This is a genomic window from Arthrobacter sp. MDT1-49-2 (assembly GCF_059090185.1).
Window position 1 is genome coordinate 122,690 of sequence record NZ_JBNHFK010000002.1, and the last position, 18,308, is coordinate 140,997.

Here is an 18,308-nt window from a genome sequence, read left to right on the forward strand (position 1 = left end):
AAGGAAATGTCCATGAAACTCAGCCACCTCCCCCTGCGGCTCACCACCGGTGCCTTCATCCTCAATTCGGGGCTCAACAAGCGGAACCTTGACGCTGAGTCCGCCGCGGGTCTGCAGCAGATGGCCGGAAATGCTTTTCCGCAGGTTCAGGATCTCGATGCGGCACGGTTCGGCAAGCTGCTGAGCACTACCGAAATCTGCGTGGGCCTGTCCCTCCTGCTGCCCTTCATTCCCAGCCGGCTGGCGGGCCTGATCCTGGGGGCATTCTCCGGCGGGATGATCCGTATGTACCTGAAAACCCCCGGCATGACCGAGGAGGACGGCATCCGTCCCACGGCCGCCGGTACCGGCCTGGCCAAGGACACCTGGATGGCCGGCATCGCCGCTGCCCTGATCCTGGACGGTGGAAAGAAGAAGACCAAGGTCAAGGTGGTGAAGGTTCCCACCCCGGTGAAGGCTGCGGCCGCGGTGGCCGGTGTCGAGACAGCAGGCAAGGCTGCCCGCAAGGCCGCGGCGAAGACTGCCAAGGCCACGGCTGCGGGTAAAGCCGCGGCGTCCGCGGGCAAAGCGGCAAAGAACAAGGCGGCTAAGAACAAGGCGGCTAAGGACTAGGCGCCACGAAGCGGGCGGCTTAGATCGAGCCGGCTCAGATCCAGGCGGCTACATGCATACGGCAGAGGGCGGGCCGTACACGGTTCCGCAGTCCGCCGGTAAACGGCCGCCGTTACTGCAGGCCGACGATGCCCTTCAGCAAAGCGGAGAGAGCCCCCAGGTAGGCCAGCACCAGCACGGCCCGCCGCGCGGCCGCCTGCGGCACGTGCGGTGCCAGGGCCGCCCCGGCCCGCAGCCCGCCCAGGGTCAATACCAGGAGCAGCAGCCAGATCCACCACTGAAGATCCGGCCACTGGCCGGAGTCCAGGACCGCATGGGTCAGGATGGTGGCCAGGCTCAGGGACGCTAGGAACGGCTGCATGGTGGCCATAAACGCTGCCTGCGGCCAGCGCGCCAGCACGGCATAGGCACTAACGGCTGGAACTCCCGCCCCGGCCATGGAATTACTGAGACCGGCGAGCAGTCCGGCTGACAGCTTCGGAACCCCGCCGTGCAGTACCACGTTGGCCCGCGTCAGCAGCAGCGAAGAGGTCAGGGCGGCCAGCATAAAGACGCCCACTCCTATTTCCAGCGGCGGCGTTGGCAGCTGTGAAGCCGCGTAGGTTCCCAGTAACACCCCGGCAGCCGCAGCTGGCATCAGCCACCGGTACATCCTCCAGTCAATCCGCCGCCACACTGACCGGATCACCAGCCCGGCTGCGAGCGCCCCGCACACGTTGGTCACCACCACGCCCGGTGCCGGGCCCAGGGCAACAATGAGGAAAGGCGCCAGCAGCAGGCCGAAGCCGATGCCGGCCACGCGCTGCGCAATCCCGCCGATGAAGACGGCAATCAGCACGGTTAGCAGCAGTCCGGAACTCACCGCCGCAGTCTATGGCGGGGCATGCGGGGCACCCAATTCGCAATCCGTCACAATCACCGCCTCCGCAACACGACGGAAACAACCCGGTGGCAGAATCGCCGCATGTTCCTCACCCCAGCAGATAAGGACAAGCTCCTGCTCAGTGTGGCCGGCATGGTGGCCCGCGACCGCCGGGCCCGCGGCATCCGGCTCAACTACCCCGAAGCCGTGGCCCTGCTTTCCTGCTGGGTGATGGAGCGAGCACGGGAAGGCGGCCTGGTGGCGGACCTGATGAGCGAGGGGCGCCACGTCCTGCGCCGGGATGAGGTGATGGAGGGAGTGCCGGAAATGATCCCGGACCTGCAGATTGAAGCCACCTTCCCGGACGGACGCAAGCTGGTCACCGTCACGGACCCGATCTCATGAGCGGCCGGATGATTCCCGGCGAAATCCGCACCGCCGACGGCCGGCTGGAGCTCAACGCCGGCCGGGAGACCCGCACCTTGGTGGTCACTAACGACGGCGACCGTCCGGTGCAGATCGGCTCCCACTTCCACTTCGCGGACGTCAACGCCGCTTTGTCCTTTGACCGGGCCGCCGCCGTCGGCTTCCGTCTGGGGGTGCCCGCGGGAACCGCCGTGCGGTTCGAGCCGGGCGCGTCCCGCGAGGTCGTCCTCGTCCGGCTGGCAGGCACCGGCACCGTTCCCGGCCTCCGGCTGCGGACCGATCCACTCCAGGAAGGCGCCTGAGCATGCACATCAGCAGGCATGAATATGCCCATCTTTACGGACCGACCGTCGGTGATTCCATCCGGCTGGGCGATACCGATCTGTGGATCAGCCCGGAGAAGGACTACACCTTCGGCGGTGACGAATCCGTGTTCGGCGGCGGCAAGAACATCCGCGAATCCATGGCCCAGTCCACCCGAACCTCGGCCGAGGGCGCACCGGACCTGATCATTACCAACGTGGTGATTGTGGATCACTGGGGCATTGTCCGCGCCGATGTGGGCGTACGGCAGGGCCGGATTGCCGGCATCGGGAAGTCCGGCAATCCGGACATCATGGACAATATCCATCCCGCCCTGGTGATCGGTCCCGGCACCGAGGTGGTGTCCGGAGAGGGGCGGATCCTCACCGCCGGCGGCATCGACACCCATGTGCATCTGCTGGGCACCGAAGCGCTCCGCGAAGCCCTGGCCTCCGGCATCACCACGGTGGGCGGCGGCGGAACCGGCCCGGCGGAAGGATCCAAGGCCACCACCGTCACCCCCGGGGCCTGGAACCTGCAGGTGATGCACCGTGCGCTGGACCACCTGCCGATGAACTTCCTGCTTTACGGCAAGGGCAACACTGTCAGCCAGCCGGCCCTGGAGGAACAGGCACTGGCCGGCGCCGCCGGCTACAAAGTGCACGAGGACTGGGGCTCCACTCCCGCTGCCATCGACGCCGCACTGACTGCCGCAGACCGCTGGGACGTCCAGGTGGCGCTGCACGCCGACTCGCTCAACGAAGCAGGTTACGTCCAGGACACCCTTGCCGCCATGAAAGGCCGCGGCATCCACATCTTCCACGCCGAGGGCGCCGGCGGCGGCCACGCCCCGGACATCATCACGGTAGCGGCAGCGGCGAACGTACTGCCGGCCTCCACCAACCCGACACTCCCCTTCACCGTCAACACCGTGGCCGAGCATCTGGACATGCTGATGGTCTGCCACCACCTGAACCCGAGAATCCCGGAGGACCTGGCCTTTGCCGAGTCCCGGATCCGGGCCAACACCATGATGGCCGAGGACGTGCTGCAGGATCTGGGCGCCATGTCCATCACCTCATCGGATGCCCAGGCCATGGGCCGGATCGGGGAAACCATCACCCGCACCTGGCAGGTGGCCCACGTCATGAAGGACTACATGGGCCCCTCGGAGTCCGCCCTGCCGGCGGACAACGAGAGGGTGCGGCGGTACATCGCCAAATACACCATCTGCCCCGCGGTAGCGCACGGCATCGACCATGAGGTCGGGTCCATCGAGCCCGGGAAAATGGCGGACCTGGTGCTCTGGGAGCCGGCGTTCTTCGGCATCCGGCCTGCCCTGGTGATCAAGGGCGGCGCCATCGTGGCCGGACAGATGGGCGATCCGAACGCCACGCTGCCCACGCCGCAGCCGGTCTGGATGCGCGAGGCACTGGCCGGAACGGCGTCGTCGGCCCCGCACCTGTCCACCTCCTTCGTGGCACCGGCAGCCCTCGAGAACGGTTTGGCCGAGCGGCTCGGCCTGGTCCGTTCGCTGACCCCCATCCGTTCCACCCGGGATGTCACCAAGGCGTCGCTGCCGAACAACACGGCACTGCCGGACATCCGGGTGAACCCGGAAACCTTCATGGTCAGCATCGACGGGCAGGTTATCGAACCGGCGCCTGTCTCCGAGCTGCCCCTGACCCAGCGCTATTCGCTGTTCTGATATGACGGGCGTTCCCTCCGACGCCGGCGTGGCCGCGTTTCTGCTGGCCGACTCCCGCCTGCCCTCCGGAGCCTACTCACACTCGGCCGGCCTGGAACCTGCGGTGATTGCCGGGCTGGGCGTGGACGGGGTATATCCGTACCTCCGTTCCCGGCTGCAGACCGTTGTCCGGGTGGAGACCGCCGCCGCGGTGCTGGCGCACCGGATGGATTCAGGCTTTGCCTGGATTGAGGCGGCCCTGGATGCGCGCACGCCCTCCGCCGCGCAGCGGGATGCTTCCCGCCGGCTGGGCCGCGGCATGCTGCGCCTGGCCGGTAAGCTCCGGCCCGGCCATCCCGCCGTCGTCGAACTGCTGCGCACCGTGCCCAAACCCACCCGCCCGGTAGCCCTGGGCGTGACCGCCGCGGCGCTGGGCGTGGACGAATTCCAGCTCGCCCGGCTGTGCTGCTACGACGACGCCCAGTCCGTGGTGGCCGCCGCCCTGAAACTTCTGCCGATTGACCCGATGGACGCGACGGCCTGGATCCTGGCCGCGGCCGAGGAGATGGACGCCGTCGCCCGGGAATCCCTGCGGGTGCAGACCCCGGACCAGATTCCCGCGCTCAGTGCCCCCTGGATGGAGCACTGGGCCGAAGACCACACCACCAGAACAAGGAGACTGTTCGTTGCCTGAAAACCTTCCCCAAGAGACCACCCCCTCCCCCGCGACGTCCACCCGGTCGCTGCGCCTGGGTGTTGCCGGGCCGGTGGGAACCGGCAAGAGCTCGCTGATTGCCACCATCTGCCGGGCCATGGCCCGGGAGCTGCAGATCGGCGTGATCACCAATGACATCTACACCGATGAGGACGCCCGGTTCCTGCGCTCGGCCGGAGTGCTGCCGGAGGAACGCATCCGTGCGGTGGAGACCGGTGCCTGCCCGCACACCGCCATCCGCGACGACGTCACTGCAAACCTGCTGGCCGTTGAAGACCTGGAATCCGACTTCGCCCCGCTGGACCTGGTCCTGGTGGAAAGCGGCGGCGACAACCTGACCGCCACCTTCTCCCCCGCACTGGTGGATGCGCAGATCTTTGTGCTGGACGTGGCCGGCGGCGGGGACGTCGCCCGCAAGGGCGGTCCCGGCATTGCCCGTGCGGACCTGCTGGTGATCAACAAGATCGACCTGGCACCGTACGTGGAAGTGGACGTGGAGCAAATGCTTGCCGACGCCGTCGAGGCCCGCGAGGGCGGCCCGGTGCTGGCCCTGTCCCGCAAACAGCAGGACACCGTGGACCAGCTCAGCGCGTGGGTCCGGGAGATGGTGGCCAAACACCGGGCAGGCAGCCATACTCCCCAGGATCCGGGGCCCATGGCACCGCATTTCCATGCCGACGAAGACGGCGGCGGCTACATCCACACGCACGACGACGAAGGTGCCGGTGCTGTCCCCCACCAGCACTGAGACCGGCATGTCGGCAGGCACAGACACGGGTGCCACCGCCCGGCCTGGCGCCGCGTCCCGGCCGACCCGGATTGCCGTTGAGGCGTCCGGGGACGGGGCGCGCTTTGCGCTGCTGGACCAGGGCCTCTATCTGGCGCCACGGCCGGTAGCCGGCGGATCGGCTCCGGGGCGCCGGCACCTGCGGGTGGCCCTGATCGGCATCCACATGATGCTGCTGGGCGGCGACGACGTGCGGATCGAAATTGCCGTGGGTCCCGGCGTCACCCTGGAGGTGATCGAACCTGCCGGGATGGTGGCGTACGACGCCGAGGGCCGGCAGTCCCGCTGGTCCCTGGACGCGGTCCTTGGCGAAGGGGCCGTGCTGATCTGGGAAGGCGCCGCCTTCGTGGCCGCCGCAGGCTCCAACGTCCTGCGGGACACCCGCGTGCGGATGGGACAGGGGGCGCGGTTCCTGCTGCGGGAGACCCTGGTGCTGGGCCGTACCGGCGAGGTTGCCGGCCCGTTGCGCAGCATCACCCGCGTGTCCGGCCCGGAGAACGATTACCTTTACGAGGACCTGGACCTGCACGGAATGCGGCACCGCGCCGTCGGCGTCCTGGGCGGGTCCAAGGTCATGGGCAGCGTGACGGCGGCCGGCTGGCGGCCGGGACCGCCCGGCGAAGAGCGGACCGGGGCACCGGGAGCCGGCGCCCGCAGGTTCGAACTCGCGCAGCCGGGCGCAATATGCCGCGCGCTGGCCGGGACCGCCCACACGGCAGACCATTCCCTGGAACCGGTGTATTGGCAGTGGAAGGCCGAGGCGCTGGGCGCACCGGACCGGGAAGCCTAGTCCCGTGCCACCTTCGCCAGTGAGGCGCGCACGGTGGCCAGTTCGGCGGAATCCATCCGGTCAATGAACAGGTCCCGGACCAGGGCCACATGCTGCGGAAGAACCCGTGAAACCAGCTCCCTGCCTTCGGGGGTCAGGGTCAGCCGGACGGCGCGGTCATCCGCGGTATCGGCGGTCCTGGCTACCAGCCCCTTGCCTTCCAGTTGGCCGGCCTGATACGTCAAACCACTCTTGGTCACCACGAGGGCTCCGGCGAGTTCGGTCATGCCGATCCCCTCAGGTGCCGAGCTGAGCTGCGCCAGGATTGAGAACTGGACCTCGGTCAGTCCGTAGGTCCTCAGCTGCCGGGCGACTGCCCGCTGCAGGCGGTCCCCCGCCGCACGGAGCACGAAATAGGCGGCAAGTTCGTCTGCACTGAGTGTGGCGGACAAGAATTTCCTTCCAGGCCTTGTTCAAATTTGAACAACATGTTACGTTTCGGATGTTGGTTCAAATTCGAATAATAGCAGGCGGCAGCGGCCGCCGGACAGGACACTCCCATGCGTATCTCCATCCTCGGCACCGGACATATGGGCCGCACCCTCGGGCAGGGATTTTCGAAGGCAGGACATGAGGTGGTTTACGGGTCCCGGACACCTGAGCAGCAGATTGATCTGCCCGGCCCGGCCACCGGATATGCCGACGCCGCCGGTACCGGCGACGTTGTCGTCAGCGCGCTGGCGGCCGCGCATTCCCTGGACATCCTGGGCACGCTCAGCGGGCCGCTTCAAGGCCGTGTCCTGATTGACATCGGCAACGCGGTGAACAGCGAGATGGACCTTATTTATGCCGATTCCAGTCTGGGTGAACGCGTGCAGCAGGCGCTGCCCGCAACGATGGTAGTCAAAACCCTCAGCACCGTCGGCGGGCCCATCGGCATTGATCCGAGCCAGCTGTCCGCACCCACCAGCGTTTTCCTCTCCGGCGATGATCCCCAGGCCAAGGCCCTGGTGTCCGGGTTGCTGGCGGATCTTGGCTGGGCTCCCGACCGGCAGGTGGACCTCGGCGGAATCAGCACAGCACGTGCCGTGGAACACTACTTCCTGCTCTTCGCAGCGCTGATGGGTGCCCTGCGCAGCCCGGCATTCAACATTGCTGTCACCCGATAGCGGCAAGGAAACGGGCTGCCGGGAACGGCGCTCAGGGGTGCCGGGCCGAAACCATGCCGGTGATCCTGCCCGGGCTGCGATCCATGCCTGCCGGCCCCGCCGGCAGGCATGGCACCTGCTCAGCTGGTTTCGGCAGCCGTTCCCCGAGCACCGTTCCGTTCGCCGGAAACCTTCCAGAACGCATAGGCGCCGAGCCAGGCGACCGCAAACAGTCCCACCACGGCAAACCCGAAGTACTCCAGGTCCAGGTTCCCCAGCCAGGCGACCGGACCCGAGGTCAGCGCCAGTGTTTCCGTCAGCAGCCCGCCCAGGACAACCAGGCCGACGCCGAAGGCCGCCAGCACGGACACGGCAGTGATCACCAGGTTGTAAAACACCTTGCGCTCCGGGGAGTCGAATGCCCACCGGTAGACCCGGCTCATGAGGATCCCGTCCAGGGAATCGAAGAGCACCATGCCTGCGGTGAACAGCAGCGGCAGCACCATCACCGCCTGCCAGGGCAGCAGGACGACGGCGCCGCCGGCCACCACAAACAGGCCAATGGTGGTGGCGGTATCCAGCCCCAGGCCAAACAGGAATCCCAGCGGGTAGAGTTTCCACGCTTTATCCACCCGCCGTGACACCGGTGCCAGCAGCCGGGCCATCAGCCCGCGCTGGTCCAGTGCACGTTCGAGCTCGACGTCGCTGTACCCGCCGGCGCGCAGCTTCCGGTAGGCGCGGATAATCCCCCGCAGCGCCAGCAGGTTGATGGCACCGATCAGCAGCAGGAACGAGCCGGACACTGCCGGGCCCCACACCCCGGCCACCTGTTTCAGCACCGATCCGTCGTCGGACAGCTGCCCGGCCAGTGCGTTCACGCCGGCGGCCAGCAGCGCAACGGCCACCAGCACCACCGTGGAATGTCCCAGGGCAAACCAGAAACCGGTGGTGACCGGGGCTTTTCCGCCGGCGGCAAGTTTGCGGCTGGTGTTATCGATGGCGGCAATGTGGTCCGCATCGAAGGCGTGCCGCACCCCCAGCAGGTACGCGGTCAGTGCGAGGCCCACGCCGAAGCCGGCTCCCCCGGCGGCGGTGTAGTCATGCGGCAGCACCAGCAGGGCAAAGCCGCCCCACCCCAGCAGGTGCAGGGCCAAAACACCCAGCCCCATACCCCAGAGGGCTTTGCCTGCCGGTTTGCGTGTTCCGGGTGCAGCGGAAGGGGGTGCGGCGGTAGGAGGTGCGGCTGCGGGCGTGGTCATGCGGGCCAACCATTCAAAACGGGAACAGAGTCTGCGCCCGAGCCTAGGCCGGGCAGATTTCCGCAACGTTACGGTGAACCCGTGTTACGCCTGATCCGGATGTGCCCCGGACGCCGTCGCCGCATCCGGCGACGGCGCAGCATCCCACGACAGCGCAGCATCCGATGACGGCGCCGCGGCGGGGCTTACGGGCACCGGATCCACGCGGATTGGTCGGTTTCCAGCCGGTCCTCGATTCCCGGTTCGCTGGCCAGGATCACCGTGCCGTCCGGCAGCGCGACCGGTTCTGATCCGAGGTTCAGCAGGCAGATCAGTTCCCCGCGCCGGAAGGCCAGAACCTCAGGCCCTGCATCCAGCCAGTGAATCTCCGATCCCGGATTGGTGGCAAGGAACGTGCGCCGCACCGCTGCGGCCTGGCGGTAGAGCGAGAGGAAGGAACCGGCGTCGCCCTCCTGCGCCGAGGCCGCAAATTTGCCCCAATCGGCGGGCTGCGGCAGCCACGGTTTTCCGGTGCTGAAGCCGTAGCCCGGCGCGTCCTCCTCCCAGGGCAGGGGAACCCGGCAGCCGTCCCTGCCCTTCTCCACGCCTCCGGTCCGCTCGAAGATCGGGTCCTGCAGGGCCGCTGCCGGCAGGTCGGCCACTTCCGGCAGGCCCAGTTCCTCACCCTGATACAGGTACGCGGCACCGGGCAGGGCGTAGGTGAGCAGCAGGGACGCCCGGGCCCGGCGTTCCCCGGCGGCGTCGTCGGGAGCCGGATCCGCGCCGTCGTCCGCCAGCCAGCGGAGCAGGTCCGTCCCGGCGGGCAGGCCGTACCGGGTGCGGTGCCGGACCACGTCATGGTTGGAGAGCACCCAGGAGGTGGCCGCGCCCACCGAGGCGACCCCGGCGAGCGCGGCGTCGATGACCCGGCGAAGCTCTGCTGCGTCCCAGGGGCTGCGCAGGTAGAAGAAGTTGAAGGCCTGGTCCAGTTCGTCCTGCCGCACATACAAGGGCAGGCGGTCCAGGCTCACCCCGGCTTCGGCCACGGCCAGCCGCGGCGGATCGTACTCGTCCAGGACAGTGCGCCACTGCCGGTAAACCTCGTGCACGTCCTCCCGGTCCCAGAAGGGGTGGTTGTCCCCTTCCGGAGGTGAGAGCAGCGGAGCAATGTCGGCGCCGTAGGTGTTGCGCAGCGGCAGCTCAAGGTCCTTCATCAGGCCGTGGGCCACGTCAATCCGGAACCCGTCCACGCCCAGATCGGACCAGAAACGCAGGGTGCGTTCAAAGTCGGCCCAAACCTCGGGGTGGCGCCAGTTAAAGTCCGGCTGTTCCTTGGAGAAGATGTGCATGTACCACTGGCCGTCCGGCACGCGTTCCCAGGCCGGACCGCCGAACTTGGACTGCCAGTCCGACGGCGGGAGCTCGCCGTTCTTGCCGAGTCCGTCCCGGAAGATGAATTTCTCCCGTTCCGGTGACCCGGGTCCGGCAGCCAGGGCTGCCTGGAAGTCCGGATGCCGGTCGGAGCAGTGGTTGGGCACAATGTCCACGATCATGCGGATGCTGCGTGCGTGGGCGGCGTCGAGCAGTTCCCGGAACTGGCCGAGCGTCCCGTACATGGGTTCAACGTCGCGGTAGTTACTGACGTCGTAGCCTCCGTCGGCCTGCGGTGATGGGAAGAAGGGGGTCAGCCACAGGGCATCCACCCCCAGGGAGGCCAGGTAATCCAGCCGGGAGGTGATGCCCGGCAGGTCCCCGATGCCGTCGCCGTTGCTGTCCGCAAAGCTGCGCACATACACCTCGTAGATCACGGCGTCCCGCCACCACTGGGTCTTGCTGTTTTCCATGTACTGCTCCTATCCCTTTACTGCGCGCTATCCCTTTACCGCACCGGCCGTCATGCCCGAGACCACTGATTTGCGGAACACCAGGACCAGGATGGCGATGGGCAGGATTGCTATCACCGAGGCGGCAAAAATGGTGCCGTACGGTATGTCGAATTCCGAGCCGAACAGGGCGATGCCCACCGGCACGGTACGGAAGCTGTCTTCCGAGTTGAACGTCATGGCCATGAGGAACTCGGTAAAGCTGGCCGTGAAAGTGAAGATGCCGGCCGTGAACAGGCCCGGACGTGCGGCGGGCAGGATGATCGAGAGCACCGTCCGGGTGCTGGAGGCGCCGTCCATCCGCGCAGACTCCTCCAGTTCGAAGGGCAGGTCCTTGAGATAGTTGCGCATAATCCACACGGCAAACGGCAGGTTGAAGGCAATGTAGGGCAGGATCAGGCCGTGGTAGCTGTTCAGCATGCCCAGGCTGCGTTCGAGCAGGTACAGGGGCGTCAGCACCGCGATGGTCGGGAACACCGAGATCACCAGCAGCCCCACGAGCAGGGGCGCCTTGCCTCGTACCGGCATCCGGGCCAGGGCGTAGCCCGAGAACAGTGCCAGCGCCAGGACGACGGCGGTGGTCACGCTGGCGATCAGGACACTGTTCAGCATGTAGGTGGAGAAGGAGTACTGCCCGAAGGCCTCCCGGTAGTGGTCCAGAGTGGGATCCTGCGGCAGGATGCTCGGCGGCAGGGCCCCCAGTTCCCCGGTGGGCTTGAAGGAGCTGGCAAACAGCCAGTAAATGGGCAGGGCCGTGAGCAGGGCAATCAGCACGGCGCTGATATTGATGGTGTTGACGTACTTCCGCCATCCTTTGCGGGTGCGGTTCCTCATGGCTTTTCCTCACTGACCTGGGAGCGGAAGGCTTTAAGCGAGAGCAGGCAGGCAAGCAACACCAGCGCTCCGGTGGTGACGGCAATGGCGGCACCGGCACCGAGGTTCAGGCTTTGGAACATCACCTTCCACCCCAGCAGGGCCAGGGATTCCGTGGAGGTTCCGGGCCCGCCCCCGGTAAGGACAAACGGCAGGTCAAACACACCGAAGGCCTGCAGGACGCGGAACAGGACGGCGATGGCGAGCGTGCCGGTGAGCTGCGGAAGGGTCACCCGCCAGAAGGTCTGCCAGGCATTGGCCCCGTCCAGTTCGGCGGCCTCGTAGAGGTCATTGGGAATAACCACGAGTCCGGCCAGCACAATGATGGCGACAAACGGTGTGGTCTTCCAGATATCCGCCACCATCATGGCGGTGATGGCCGAGGCCGGTTCGCCCAGGATCACCGGATCCGCGCCGAAGAGGCCGAGGAACCAGGAGATGGCACCGTAGGAGGCGTTGTACATGTAGGACCACAGCTGGGCGGAGATCACGGTGATCATGGCCCAGGGGATCAGCAGCAGGGCCATCATCCAGCCGCGCCAGTTGGCCAGCCGTTCCAGCACCAGGGCCACGAGGGTGCCTAGCACCAGCTCGATCACCACCGTGACCACGGTGTAGAAGATGGTGAAAAGCGCGGCGTGGGCCCACCGGGGGCTGGAGAACAGGGCTATGTAGTTATCTGCGGAGAATCCGGTCAGCTCAAACCCGGAGTACCCCAGCTCCACCTTGGAGAAGCTCATCACCACCGAGAAGGCGATGGGAAACAGGGTGATCAGCCCGACGACCACCAGGGTGGGGGTCAGGTAGATCCAGCCGGTGCGGGCAGCAGAGCTGCTCAGGCCGCGGCGGGGCCGCTTGGGCGCCGGCGGCTGCGGGGTGCGCGGTTTCAAGGGTGTAGTGACGGCCATCAGAGGCTCCTGCCTTCCAGTGCGGACCGGATCCCGTTGCGGGCGGCCTCGAGGCCGGCGCCCGTGTCCGTGGTCCCGGCCAGGATGCCGTTGACCTGCCCGTAGATGGACTGGGAAATCTGCGGATAGTACGGCGACGCCGTGGGACGGGCCACCAGGTCATTGCCGGCGCTGGCCACGATCACCGGAGAGAGTGCCTGCACGTCCTCGGCTTCCCGGACGGCGTCCAGGGTGGGGATGGTGGAGGACCGCTTGGCGAGGTCTGTCTGGGTTTCGGCGCTGGTCAGCCACTTCAGGAATGTCAGTGACGCCCCGAGTTGTTCGGTGTGCGGGTTTACATAGACGTTCCAGCCGCCCACCGAAGCCGCGTTGGTGTCTCCGTCACCGAAGGCCGGCATGGAGGTGACCCCCACCTTTCCGGCAATGGCCGATGTCTTCTCGTTCTCGGCGGTGGCATAGGCATACGCCCAGTTGCGCATAAAGGCGGCGTCACCGTTGGTGAAAGTCTGCAGCGACTGCGGCTCCTGGTAGGTGGGAACACCGCGGGGGCTGGTTCCGTCCGCCACGAGCCCGCGCATAAACTCCACCGCTTCGATGGCTTCGGGTGAATCGATCAGCCCTTCGGAGAGGTCATCGCTCACCAGGGCTCCGCCGGCCGAGGCAACGAACTCGTTGGTCACGGCTGTCAGTCCTTCATAGGAGGCGCCCTGCCAGGTGATGCCTTCGGCAACCTCGCCGGCGTCCTGCAGTGTCCGGGCCTGCTCGGCGACCTCCTGCCAGGTGGCGGGTACCGGCAGTCCGTGTTTTTCCAGCAGGTCCTTGCGGTAGTACAGGAAGGACTGGTCCAGGGTCAGGGGGATTCCGTAGACCTGGTCTTCGAAGGTGGCTCCCTCCACGACGGCGGGATCGAAGCCGTCGAAGTAGTCCGCCGGGAGGTACCGGTCCACCGGCAGCGCGAGCCCGTTGTCCGCCAGCTGGGCGGCCCAGGCGACATCGCCGTTATAGATATCCGGCGTGGAGGCACCGCCCATGATCTGCGTCGCCAGGCTGGCCCGGTTGGTATCCACGTTCGTGGGAGCGCTGATGACCTCAATGTCGATGTTCGGATGCTCTGCTTCGAACTCCTCCACCAGCCAGACGCGTGCGTCATCGGCGCGGTTCCCGAAGGGTGCCGCCTGCCAGGTGAGGGTCACGGGAGAGGTGGGTTCCTCGGCGCTCTGCCCGGCAGCCGGGTCTTCCTCGCCGGCTGAACCGCAGGCAGCGGTGGACAGCAGCAGGCCGGCGGTACCCAGCGCTGCGGCGGTCCGCAGGTGGTGTGCGAGTGGATGCTTCACGCGTTTCCCCATTCGTTGCGCAAGTGTTTGCGTTGAATAACTCCTGGTCAACGCGCGAAGTATGCCCTATCCACGCCGATCGGAGCCTGTTCGCCAACGTAGCACGCCCGGCAACGGCAAATAAAGCGAACAAATGACGCAAACGCTTGCGAGTTCGCTAGGCTTACTCGGGTGACAGTTCCCCGCCGCCCCGCCACCATGGCCGACGTGGCCGCCCGCGCCCAAGTCGCACTCTCCACGGTGTCCCGGGCCCTCAACGGCCGTCCCGGCGTGTCACCCGCGCAGGCTGAACGGATCCGCGCGGTGGCGCGCGAACTGGACTACGCCGTCTCCCCCGCGGCCTCGGGCCTGGTGACGGGACGGTCCGGTGCGGTGGGCGTACTGCTGCCGCACATTGACCAGTGGTTCCATTCCACCGCCCTGGCCGGGTTGGAGGATGCGCTGCGCGGAAGCGGGCTGGACGTGCTGCTCTACCGCACCGAGAGCGCGAGCGACCGGGCGGCGTTTTTCCAGGGTCTGCCGTTCCGTCGCCGGGTGGACGCCCTGGTGGTCATCGCCGTGTCCCTGTCGGCAGAGGAAAGCGCTGCGCTGTCCGGCCACGGCGTCCCGGTGGTAGCCGTCAGCAGCCGGATCCCGGGAGCTCCGTTTGTCGGGATTGACGACGGCGCGGGAGCGGCCGGTGCCGTCCGGCACCTGACCAATCTGGGGCACCGGCGCATTGCGGTCATCCGCTCCACCAACGCCACGGGTTCCTTTGGTGCGGCGTCCACCAGCCGCTTTGCCGGATTCCGGCAGGCCATGGAGGAACGGAAGCTGGCGGTACCGCCGGAGTACGTGGTCTCCGCACCGTGGGGCATGCAGGGCGGCAGTGAGGCAATGGCCGCGCTGCTCAGTTCCGCCGACTTTCCCACGGCCGTTTTTACCGAATCGGATGAGGTGGCCATCGGTGCACTGCGCACGCTGCGCCGCTCCAATCTCATCGCCGGCCCGGACATCTCGGTGATGGGTTTCGACAACCACAGCATGGCGGATCTGCTGGACCTCTCCACCGTGGCCCAACCGGTGCGCGAACAGGGCCGGCTCGGCGGACAGATGGCCCTGGAGGGCATGGAAACCGGGGCCGTGGCGCAACCGGAGATCGTGCTGCCCACCCGCCTGATTGTCCGTGGAACAACCACTGCCCCGGGCGCGGAATAAACAGCAGGCTTGGTGGTTGAAGCCATCATGAGCACATTGGAGAACACACCGCGGATCAGGACCATCGGCCTCATCGGCAGCGGAAACATCGGATCGCAGTTGGCGCGCCTGGCGATAAAGCAGGGGTACGACGTCGTCCTCAGCAACTCGCGGGGGCCTGAAACGCTGGAGCCGCTTGTCATGGAACTGGGCGGGCGGGCGCGGGCGGCCACACCTGCCGAAGCCGCCGCGGCCGGCGACCTTGTGGTGGTCACCATTCCCCTGAAGAACTATGCCGACGTTCCGGTGGAGGAACTGCGCGGAAAAACGGTCATCGACACCATGAACTACTATCCGCAGCGGGACGGGAACATCGCGGAGCTGGACGATGAGTCCACCACCACCAGTGAACTGCTGCAGTCGCACCTGCCCGATTCGCACGTGGTGAAGGCGTTTAACAACATCGTGTCGGACCACCTGACCAGTCAGGGTTCACCGGCAGGGACGCCTAACCGCCGGGCCCTGCCCATTGCCGGTGACGACGCCGCGGCCAAGGACCAGGTGCGCTCCCTGATCAACGAGTTCGGCTTCGACGTGGTGGATGCCGGACCGCTCTCCGAAGGGTGGCGCTGGCAGCGGGATACTCCCGCCTATGTCAGTGCGCTGGATGCCGCGGGCATGGAGCAGGCTCTGGCTGACGCCCGCCGGTATGCGGACATGGCCTGACCGAACCTGCACCTGTGAAAGAAGCCTCCCGCCAGTAAGCGGGAGGCTTCTTTGCATGGCTGCTCTGGTTATGGGATGAGCACCAGGCGGATGGGGTTGCCTTCCTTGGCGTCCAGGGCCTTCACGGCTGCTTCCGCGTCAGCCAGCGGTATGCGGGCGCTGACGGACTTGGCGAAGTCCAGCCGGCCCAACCGGGTCAGGGACACCAGCTGCGGCACGTGGTGGGCTTCAGAACCGTAATGCCCGCGGATCTGCTTGCGGGCATAGGAGAACCCGGTGCTGTCACTGATCGTCATCGGCTTGCCGCTCAGGCCCACCAGGACCAGCCGGCCGCGCAGGCCCAGGCACTTGATCGCCTGGCTGCGCACGGCGTCGACGCCGGCAAAGTCCAAGGCGACGTCCAGGCCGCGGCCGCCGGTGGCTGCCTTCATGGCGTCTGCGAAATCCTCCGCCATCGGGTCCAGCGCGACGTCGGCGCCGAACTCCAGCGCCCGCTCACGGGCCTCCGGAATCGGGTCCACCGCAATGATGGGAGCGGCGCCGATCAGCCGCAGCAACTGGACACCGTGAGCACCCAGCCCGCCGATGCCCCAGACGCCCACTGCTTCTCCGGCACGGACGTCGCCGGTGGACGCGATGGCGCCCCAGGGGGTGGAGACGGCGTCGGGAATGATCGAGGCCTGGTCGAAGGGTATGTCCTCGCCCAACGGAACCAGCACGCCGGCGGGGACAACGAGGTATTCCGCCCAGCCGCCGTCGTAATCCACACCCATGGTGAGCGTGACCCCGTCGACTTCGTACCCGGCCTGGACCACTACGCGGTCACCGGGAGCCACCGAGGTGACGCCCGCGCCGGGAAGGTCCACGGTGCCCGCCACTTCGTGGCCGAGGGTGACCTCGCTGCCCTTGAGGAACTGCGGGTGCAGCAGGCCCTGGATGAGGTGGACGTCGGAGAGGCAGACGCCGGCGGCACCTACCTTGATCCGTACAAATCCGGGGCCGGGATCCGGAATGGGGACTTCCTTCATGGCGAAAGTGCCCGTTTCAACGTTGAGACGTCCGGCGATCATGGTGCCGGCGGAAGTGCCATTGGACATGGAAAACCTCTTTTGAACGAAAACTGCGGCGGCAGTTGCTCACCGCGGTTCTCATTATCTGCCCGCAGCCCGAATGCGCAAAAAGCGGCCGGGCGGGCATTCGGCTGCCCGACCGGCCGCTTCCGCGAATGGACTAGGCCTGCAGGATCACTTTCAGCGCGTTGGTTTCCGCCGCGCGCGAGAAAGTGTCATAGGCCTCCATGATGTCATGCAGGGGGTACCGGTGGCTGATGAATTCTTCCGCCGGAAGCTTTCCCTCCGCCACCAGTTTCAGCAGCATGGGCAGGGTATTGGTGTTCACCAGGCCCATGCTGATGTCGATGTTCTCAATCCACAGCCGGTCCAGGGCCAGGCTCACCGGTGTCCCGTGCACGCCCACGTTGGCCACGTTCCCGCCGGGCCGGACAATGTCCGTGCACATCTCGAAGGTGGCCGGAATACCCACTGCTTCGACGGCCACGTCCACTCCCCGACCGTCCGTCTGGGCCATGATCTGATCCCGCCAGTCTGCGTCGCCGGAGTTCACCCCGTGCGTGGCGCCGAATTTGCGCGCCTGCTCCACCCGGTTCGCGTCCAGGTCCACGGCAATGACCTTGGCGGCACCGTAGAGCTTGGCCGTGGCGATGACGGCCAGGCCCACCGGTCCGGCGCCCACCACGGCCACCACGTCGCCGGGCTTGGTCTGCCCGTACTGCACGCCCATTTCGAAACCGGTGGGGAAAATGTCGCTGAGCAGCACACCGTGCTCCTGGGAGACGCTTTCCGGCAGGTGGTAGAGGGAGGTATCCGCATACGGTGCCCGGACATACTCGGCCTGGGTGCCGTCGATCAGGTGTCCGAAGATCCAACCGATGCCACTGCTCCCCTCGTCGCCGAGGCAGTGCGAGTACAGCCCTTCGCGGCAGAAGCTGCAGGACCCGTCCGCAGACACGCAGGAGAGGATGACTTTGTCCCCCACCTTGAAGTTACTCACGCCGCTGCCTATTTCGGTGATGGTCCCGACTCCCTCGTGACCGAGAATCCGCCCCGGAGTGACTGCCGGAACGTCGCCCTTGAGAATGTGCAGGTCGGTGCCACAGATGGTGGTGGAGTCAATTTTGACTATGGCATCACGCGATTCCCTGATTTGGGGATCCGGTACGTCCTTCCAGGATTTCTGTCCGGGACCTTCGTAAACGAGTGCTTTCATAATGTCCTCGCCTGCTCATCCGACCATGTGCAGCGCCATTAATGCGCCTGCCTTTCGGGAGCTTCCCGGAACGTACCTGCCGTGTGCAGGCAGCCGTCGGATGATTTCAAGCGTAGTCCTGCCCTCGGAAGCGTGGAAGAAGCCGGCGGCTATCGCCCGTCCACATAGAGCCATTTGCCGTTTTCACGGACAAACCGGCTCAGCTCCTGCTGCGTGCCGCGGGCTCCGTCCTGCCGGTAGTGGGCGCGGAACTCTACTGTTCCCGTGGAATCCAGCGGACCGCCGCCGGTGGTGGCCAGAATGTCCAGCCGGCGCCACTGGAGTGTCGGGTCCAGCTCCAGATCCTCAGGGCGGTGGGCCGGATGCCAGGTGGCCAGCAGATACGGCACGTTGCCGGTGGCAAAGGCGCTGTACCTCGAGCGCATCAGGGCCTCAGCAGTGGGGGCCGTCTGCCCTGCATGGAACCCGCCGCAGCACTCACCATAAGTGTCTCCGCTCAGGCAGGGGCAGCGGGAGGATACGGCAGGCACGGGGAAAGGGGCTGAACTCATGTTTCCAGTATCCCGCGTTCGCAA

20 protein-coding genes are annotated in these 18,308 nt (G+C 66.7%); 10 read left to right on the forward strand and 10 right to left on the reverse strand.

The genetic code is table 11. The features are described 5' to 3' along the window. Positions 1-12 precede the first annotated feature (12 nt). A complete protein-coding gene (locus tag AC5RTS_RS03065; RefSeq protein WP_493990601.1) occupies positions 13-612 on the forward strand; it encodes a hypothetical protein in 600 nt (199 codons plus the stop codon). 112 nt (positions 613-724) lie between these two features. Here AC5RTS_RS03065 and AC5RTS_RS03070 read toward each other — a convergent pair whose 3' ends face one another. After that, positions 725-1,474, reverse strand: a complete 750-nt coding sequence (locus AC5RTS_RS03070) for a sulfite exporter TauE/SafE family protein (protein ID WP_493990602.1) — start codon at positions 1,472-1,474, stop codon at positions 725-727. 102 nt (positions 1,475-1,576) lie between these two features. Between AC5RTS_RS03070 and AC5RTS_RS03075 the strand changes: the two genes are divergently transcribed. From AC5RTS_RS03075 to AC5RTS_RS03100, 6 genes are read left to right on the forward strand one after another with little or no spacing between them, the layout of a single operon-like run. Next, entirely contained in the window at positions 1,577-1,879 is a 303-nt protein-coding gene (locus tag AC5RTS_RS03075) for an urease subunit gamma (protein WP_493990603.1), read from the forward strand. An 8-nt stretch (positions 1,880-1,887) separates the two neighbouring features. After that, positions 1,888-2,202 (forward strand): urease subunit beta, encoded by a 315-nt coding sequence (locus AC5RTS_RS03080; RefSeq protein WP_493990961.1) that lies wholly within the window; start codon positions 1,888-1,890, stop codon positions 2,200-2,202. 2 nt (positions 2,203-2,204) lie between these two features. After that, positions 2,205-3,911: an urease subunit alpha gene (locus AC5RTS_RS03085; RefSeq protein ID WP_493990604.1), complete on the forward strand. Its 1,707-nt coding sequence runs from the start codon at positions 2,205-2,207 to the stop codon at positions 3,909-3,911. 1 nt (position 3,912) lies between these two features. Then, positions 3,913-4,584, forward strand: coding sequence for an urease accessory protein UreF (locus tag AC5RTS_RS03090; protein ID WP_493990605.1), 672 nt, complete (start codon positions 3,913-3,915; stop codon positions 4,582-4,584). Next, positions 4,577-5,353: an urease accessory protein UreG gene (gene ureG, locus AC5RTS_RS03095; protein ID WP_493990606.1), complete on the forward strand. Its 777-nt coding sequence runs from the start codon at positions 4,577-4,579 to the stop codon at positions 5,351-5,353. The genes AC5RTS_RS03090 and ureG overlap by 8 nt, the downstream gene beginning before the upstream one ends. Before the next feature lie 7 nt (positions 5,354-5,360). Beyond that, on the forward strand, positions 5,361-6,182 hold the full coding sequence (locus tag AC5RTS_RS03100; protein ID WP_493990607.1) for an urease accessory protein UreD: 822 nt from the start codon (positions 5,361-5,363) through the stop codon (positions 6,180-6,182). On the opposite strand, the gene AC5RTS_RS03105 is transcribed toward AC5RTS_RS03100, so the two are convergent. Further along, positions 6,179-6,613: a MarR family winged helix-turn-helix transcriptional regulator gene (locus AC5RTS_RS03105; protein ID WP_493990608.1), complete on the reverse strand. Its 435-nt coding sequence runs from the start codon at positions 6,611-6,613 to the stop codon at positions 6,179-6,181. The genes AC5RTS_RS03100 and AC5RTS_RS03105 overlap by 4 nt on opposite strands. Positions 6,614-6,721: 108 nt before the next feature. On the opposite strand from AC5RTS_RS03105, the gene AC5RTS_RS03110 reads away from it, so the two are divergent. Next, positions 6,722-7,330, forward strand: a complete 609-nt coding sequence (locus AC5RTS_RS03110; RefSeq protein ID WP_493990609.1) for an NADPH-dependent F420 reductase — start codon at positions 6,722-6,724, stop codon at positions 7,328-7,330. A 119-nt stretch (positions 7,331-7,449) separates the two neighbouring features. Here AC5RTS_RS03110 and AC5RTS_RS03115 read toward each other — a convergent pair whose 3' ends face one another. The 5 genes from AC5RTS_RS03115 to AC5RTS_RS03135 form a co-directional block, all read right to left on the reverse strand. After that, complete coding sequence (locus AC5RTS_RS03115) at positions 7,450-8,568, reverse strand: HoxN/HupN/NixA family nickel/cobalt transporter (RefSeq protein ID WP_493990610.1); 1,119 nt, start codon at positions 8,566-8,568, stop codon at positions 7,450-7,452. A gap of 185 nt (positions 8,569-8,753) precedes the next feature. Beyond that, positions 8,754-10,391, reverse strand: coding sequence for a glycoside hydrolase family 13 protein (locus AC5RTS_RS03120; protein ID WP_493990611.1), 1,638 nt, complete (start codon positions 10,389-10,391; stop codon positions 8,754-8,756). Positions 10,392-10,418: 27 nt separating this feature from the next. Continuing rightward, complete coding sequence (locus AC5RTS_RS03125) at positions 10,419-11,264, reverse strand: carbohydrate ABC transporter permease (RefSeq protein WP_493990612.1); 846 nt, start codon at positions 11,262-11,264, stop codon at positions 10,419-10,421. After that, positions 11,261-12,211, reverse strand: a complete 951-nt coding sequence (locus tag AC5RTS_RS03130; protein ID WP_493990613.1) for a carbohydrate ABC transporter permease — start codon at positions 12,209-12,211, stop codon at positions 11,261-11,263. Before AC5RTS_RS03130 ends, AC5RTS_RS03125 begins: the two co-directional genes overlap by 4 nt. Next, positions 12,211-13,545 (reverse strand): ABC transporter substrate-binding protein, encoded by a 1,335-nt coding sequence (locus AC5RTS_RS03135; RefSeq protein WP_493990614.1) that lies wholly within the window; start codon positions 13,543-13,545, stop codon positions 12,211-12,213. Before AC5RTS_RS03135 ends, AC5RTS_RS03130 begins: the two co-directional genes overlap by 1 nt. Before the next feature lie 171 nt (positions 13,546-13,716). Between AC5RTS_RS03135 and AC5RTS_RS03140 the strand changes: the two genes are divergently transcribed. Both AC5RTS_RS03140 and AC5RTS_RS03145 read left to right on the forward strand, forming a co-directional pair. Beyond that, positions 13,717-14,742 (forward strand): LacI family DNA-binding transcriptional regulator, encoded by a 1,026-nt coding sequence (locus AC5RTS_RS03140; protein WP_493990615.1) that lies wholly within the window; start codon positions 13,717-13,719, stop codon positions 14,740-14,742. 54 nt (positions 14,743-14,796) lie between these two features. Next, entirely contained in the window at positions 14,797-15,447 is a 651-nt protein-coding gene (locus tag AC5RTS_RS03145; RefSeq protein WP_493990962.1) for an NADPH-dependent F420 reductase, read from the forward strand. Positions 15,448-15,515: 68 nt separating this feature from the next. Here AC5RTS_RS03145 and AC5RTS_RS03150 read toward each other — a convergent pair whose 3' ends face one another. The 3 genes from AC5RTS_RS03150 to AC5RTS_RS03160 all read right to left on the reverse strand — a co-directional run bounded on the left by AC5RTS_RS03150 (position 15,516) and on the right by AC5RTS_RS03160 (position 18,284). After that, positions 15,516-16,544, reverse strand: a complete 1,029-nt coding sequence (locus AC5RTS_RS03150; RefSeq protein ID WP_493990616.1) for a zinc-binding dehydrogenase — start codon at positions 16,542-16,544, stop codon at positions 15,516-15,518. 133 nt (positions 16,545-16,677) lie between these two features. After that, the gene (locus AC5RTS_RS03155) at positions 16,678-17,733 is read right to left on the reverse strand and encodes a zinc-dependent alcohol dehydrogenase family protein (RefSeq protein WP_493990617.1); all 1,056 of its coding nucleotides are present in this window, start codon (positions 17,731-17,733) and stop codon (positions 16,678-16,680) included. A gap of 149 nt (positions 17,734-17,882) precedes the next feature. Next, the gene (locus tag AC5RTS_RS03160; RefSeq protein ID WP_493990618.1) at positions 17,883-18,284 is read right to left on the reverse strand and encodes a YchJ family protein; all 402 of its coding nucleotides are present in this window, start codon (positions 18,282-18,284) and stop codon (positions 17,883-17,885) included. Positions 18,285-18,308 lie beyond the last annotated feature (24 nt).

Coding starts and splice junctions, on each gene's coding strand:
- AC5RTS_RS03065 (WP_493990601.1), top strand. CDS start 13: ATGAAACTCAGCCACCTCCCCCTGCGGCTCACCACCGGTGCCTTCATC.
- AC5RTS_RS03075 (WP_493990603.1), top strand. CDS start 1,577: ATGTTCCTCACCCCAGCAGATAAGGACAAGCTCCTGCTCAGTGTGGCC.
- AC5RTS_RS03080 (WP_493990961.1), top strand. CDS start 1,888: ATGATTCCCGGCGAAATCCGCACCGCCGACGGCCGGCTGGAGCTCAAC.
- AC5RTS_RS03085 (WP_493990604.1), top strand. CDS start 2,205: ATGCACATCAGCAGGCATGAATATGCCCATCTTTACGGACCGACCGTC.
- AC5RTS_RS03090 (WP_493990605.1), top strand. CDS start 3,913: ATGACGGGCGTTCCCTCCGACGCCGGCGTGGCCGCGTTTCTGCTGGCC.
- AC5RTS_RS03100 (WP_493990607.1), top strand. CDS start 5,361: ATGTCGGCAGGCACAGACACGGGTGCCACCGCCCGGCCTGGCGCCGCG.
- AC5RTS_RS03110 (WP_493990609.1), top strand. CDS start 6,722: ATGCGTATCTCCATCCTCGGCACCGGACATATGGGCCGCACCCTCGGG.
- AC5RTS_RS03115 (WP_493990610.1), bottom strand. CDS start 8,568: ATGACCACGCCCGCAGCCGCACCTCCTACCGCCGCACCCCCTTCCGCT.
- AC5RTS_RS03120 (WP_493990611.1), bottom strand. CDS start 10,391: ATGGAAAACAGCAAGACCCAGTGGTGGCGGGACGCCGTGATCTACGAG.
- AC5RTS_RS03125 (WP_493990612.1), bottom strand. CDS start 11,264: ATGAGGAACCGCACCCGCAAAGGATGGCGGAAGTACGTCAACACCATC.
- AC5RTS_RS03130 (WP_493990613.1), bottom strand. CDS start 12,211: ATGGCCGTCACTACACCCTTGAAACCGCGCACCCCGCAGCCGCCGGCG.
- AC5RTS_RS03150 (WP_493990616.1), bottom strand. CDS start 16,544: ATGTCCAATGGCACTTCCGCCGGCACCATGATCGCCGGACGTCTCAAC.
- AC5RTS_RS03155 (WP_493990617.1), bottom strand. CDS start 17,733: ATGAAAGCACTCGTTTACGAAGGTCCCGGACAGAAATCCTGGAAGGAC.
- AC5RTS_RS03160 (WP_493990618.1), bottom strand. CDS start 18,284: ATGAGTTCAGCCCCTTTCCCCGTGCCTGCCGTATCCTCCCGCTGCCCC.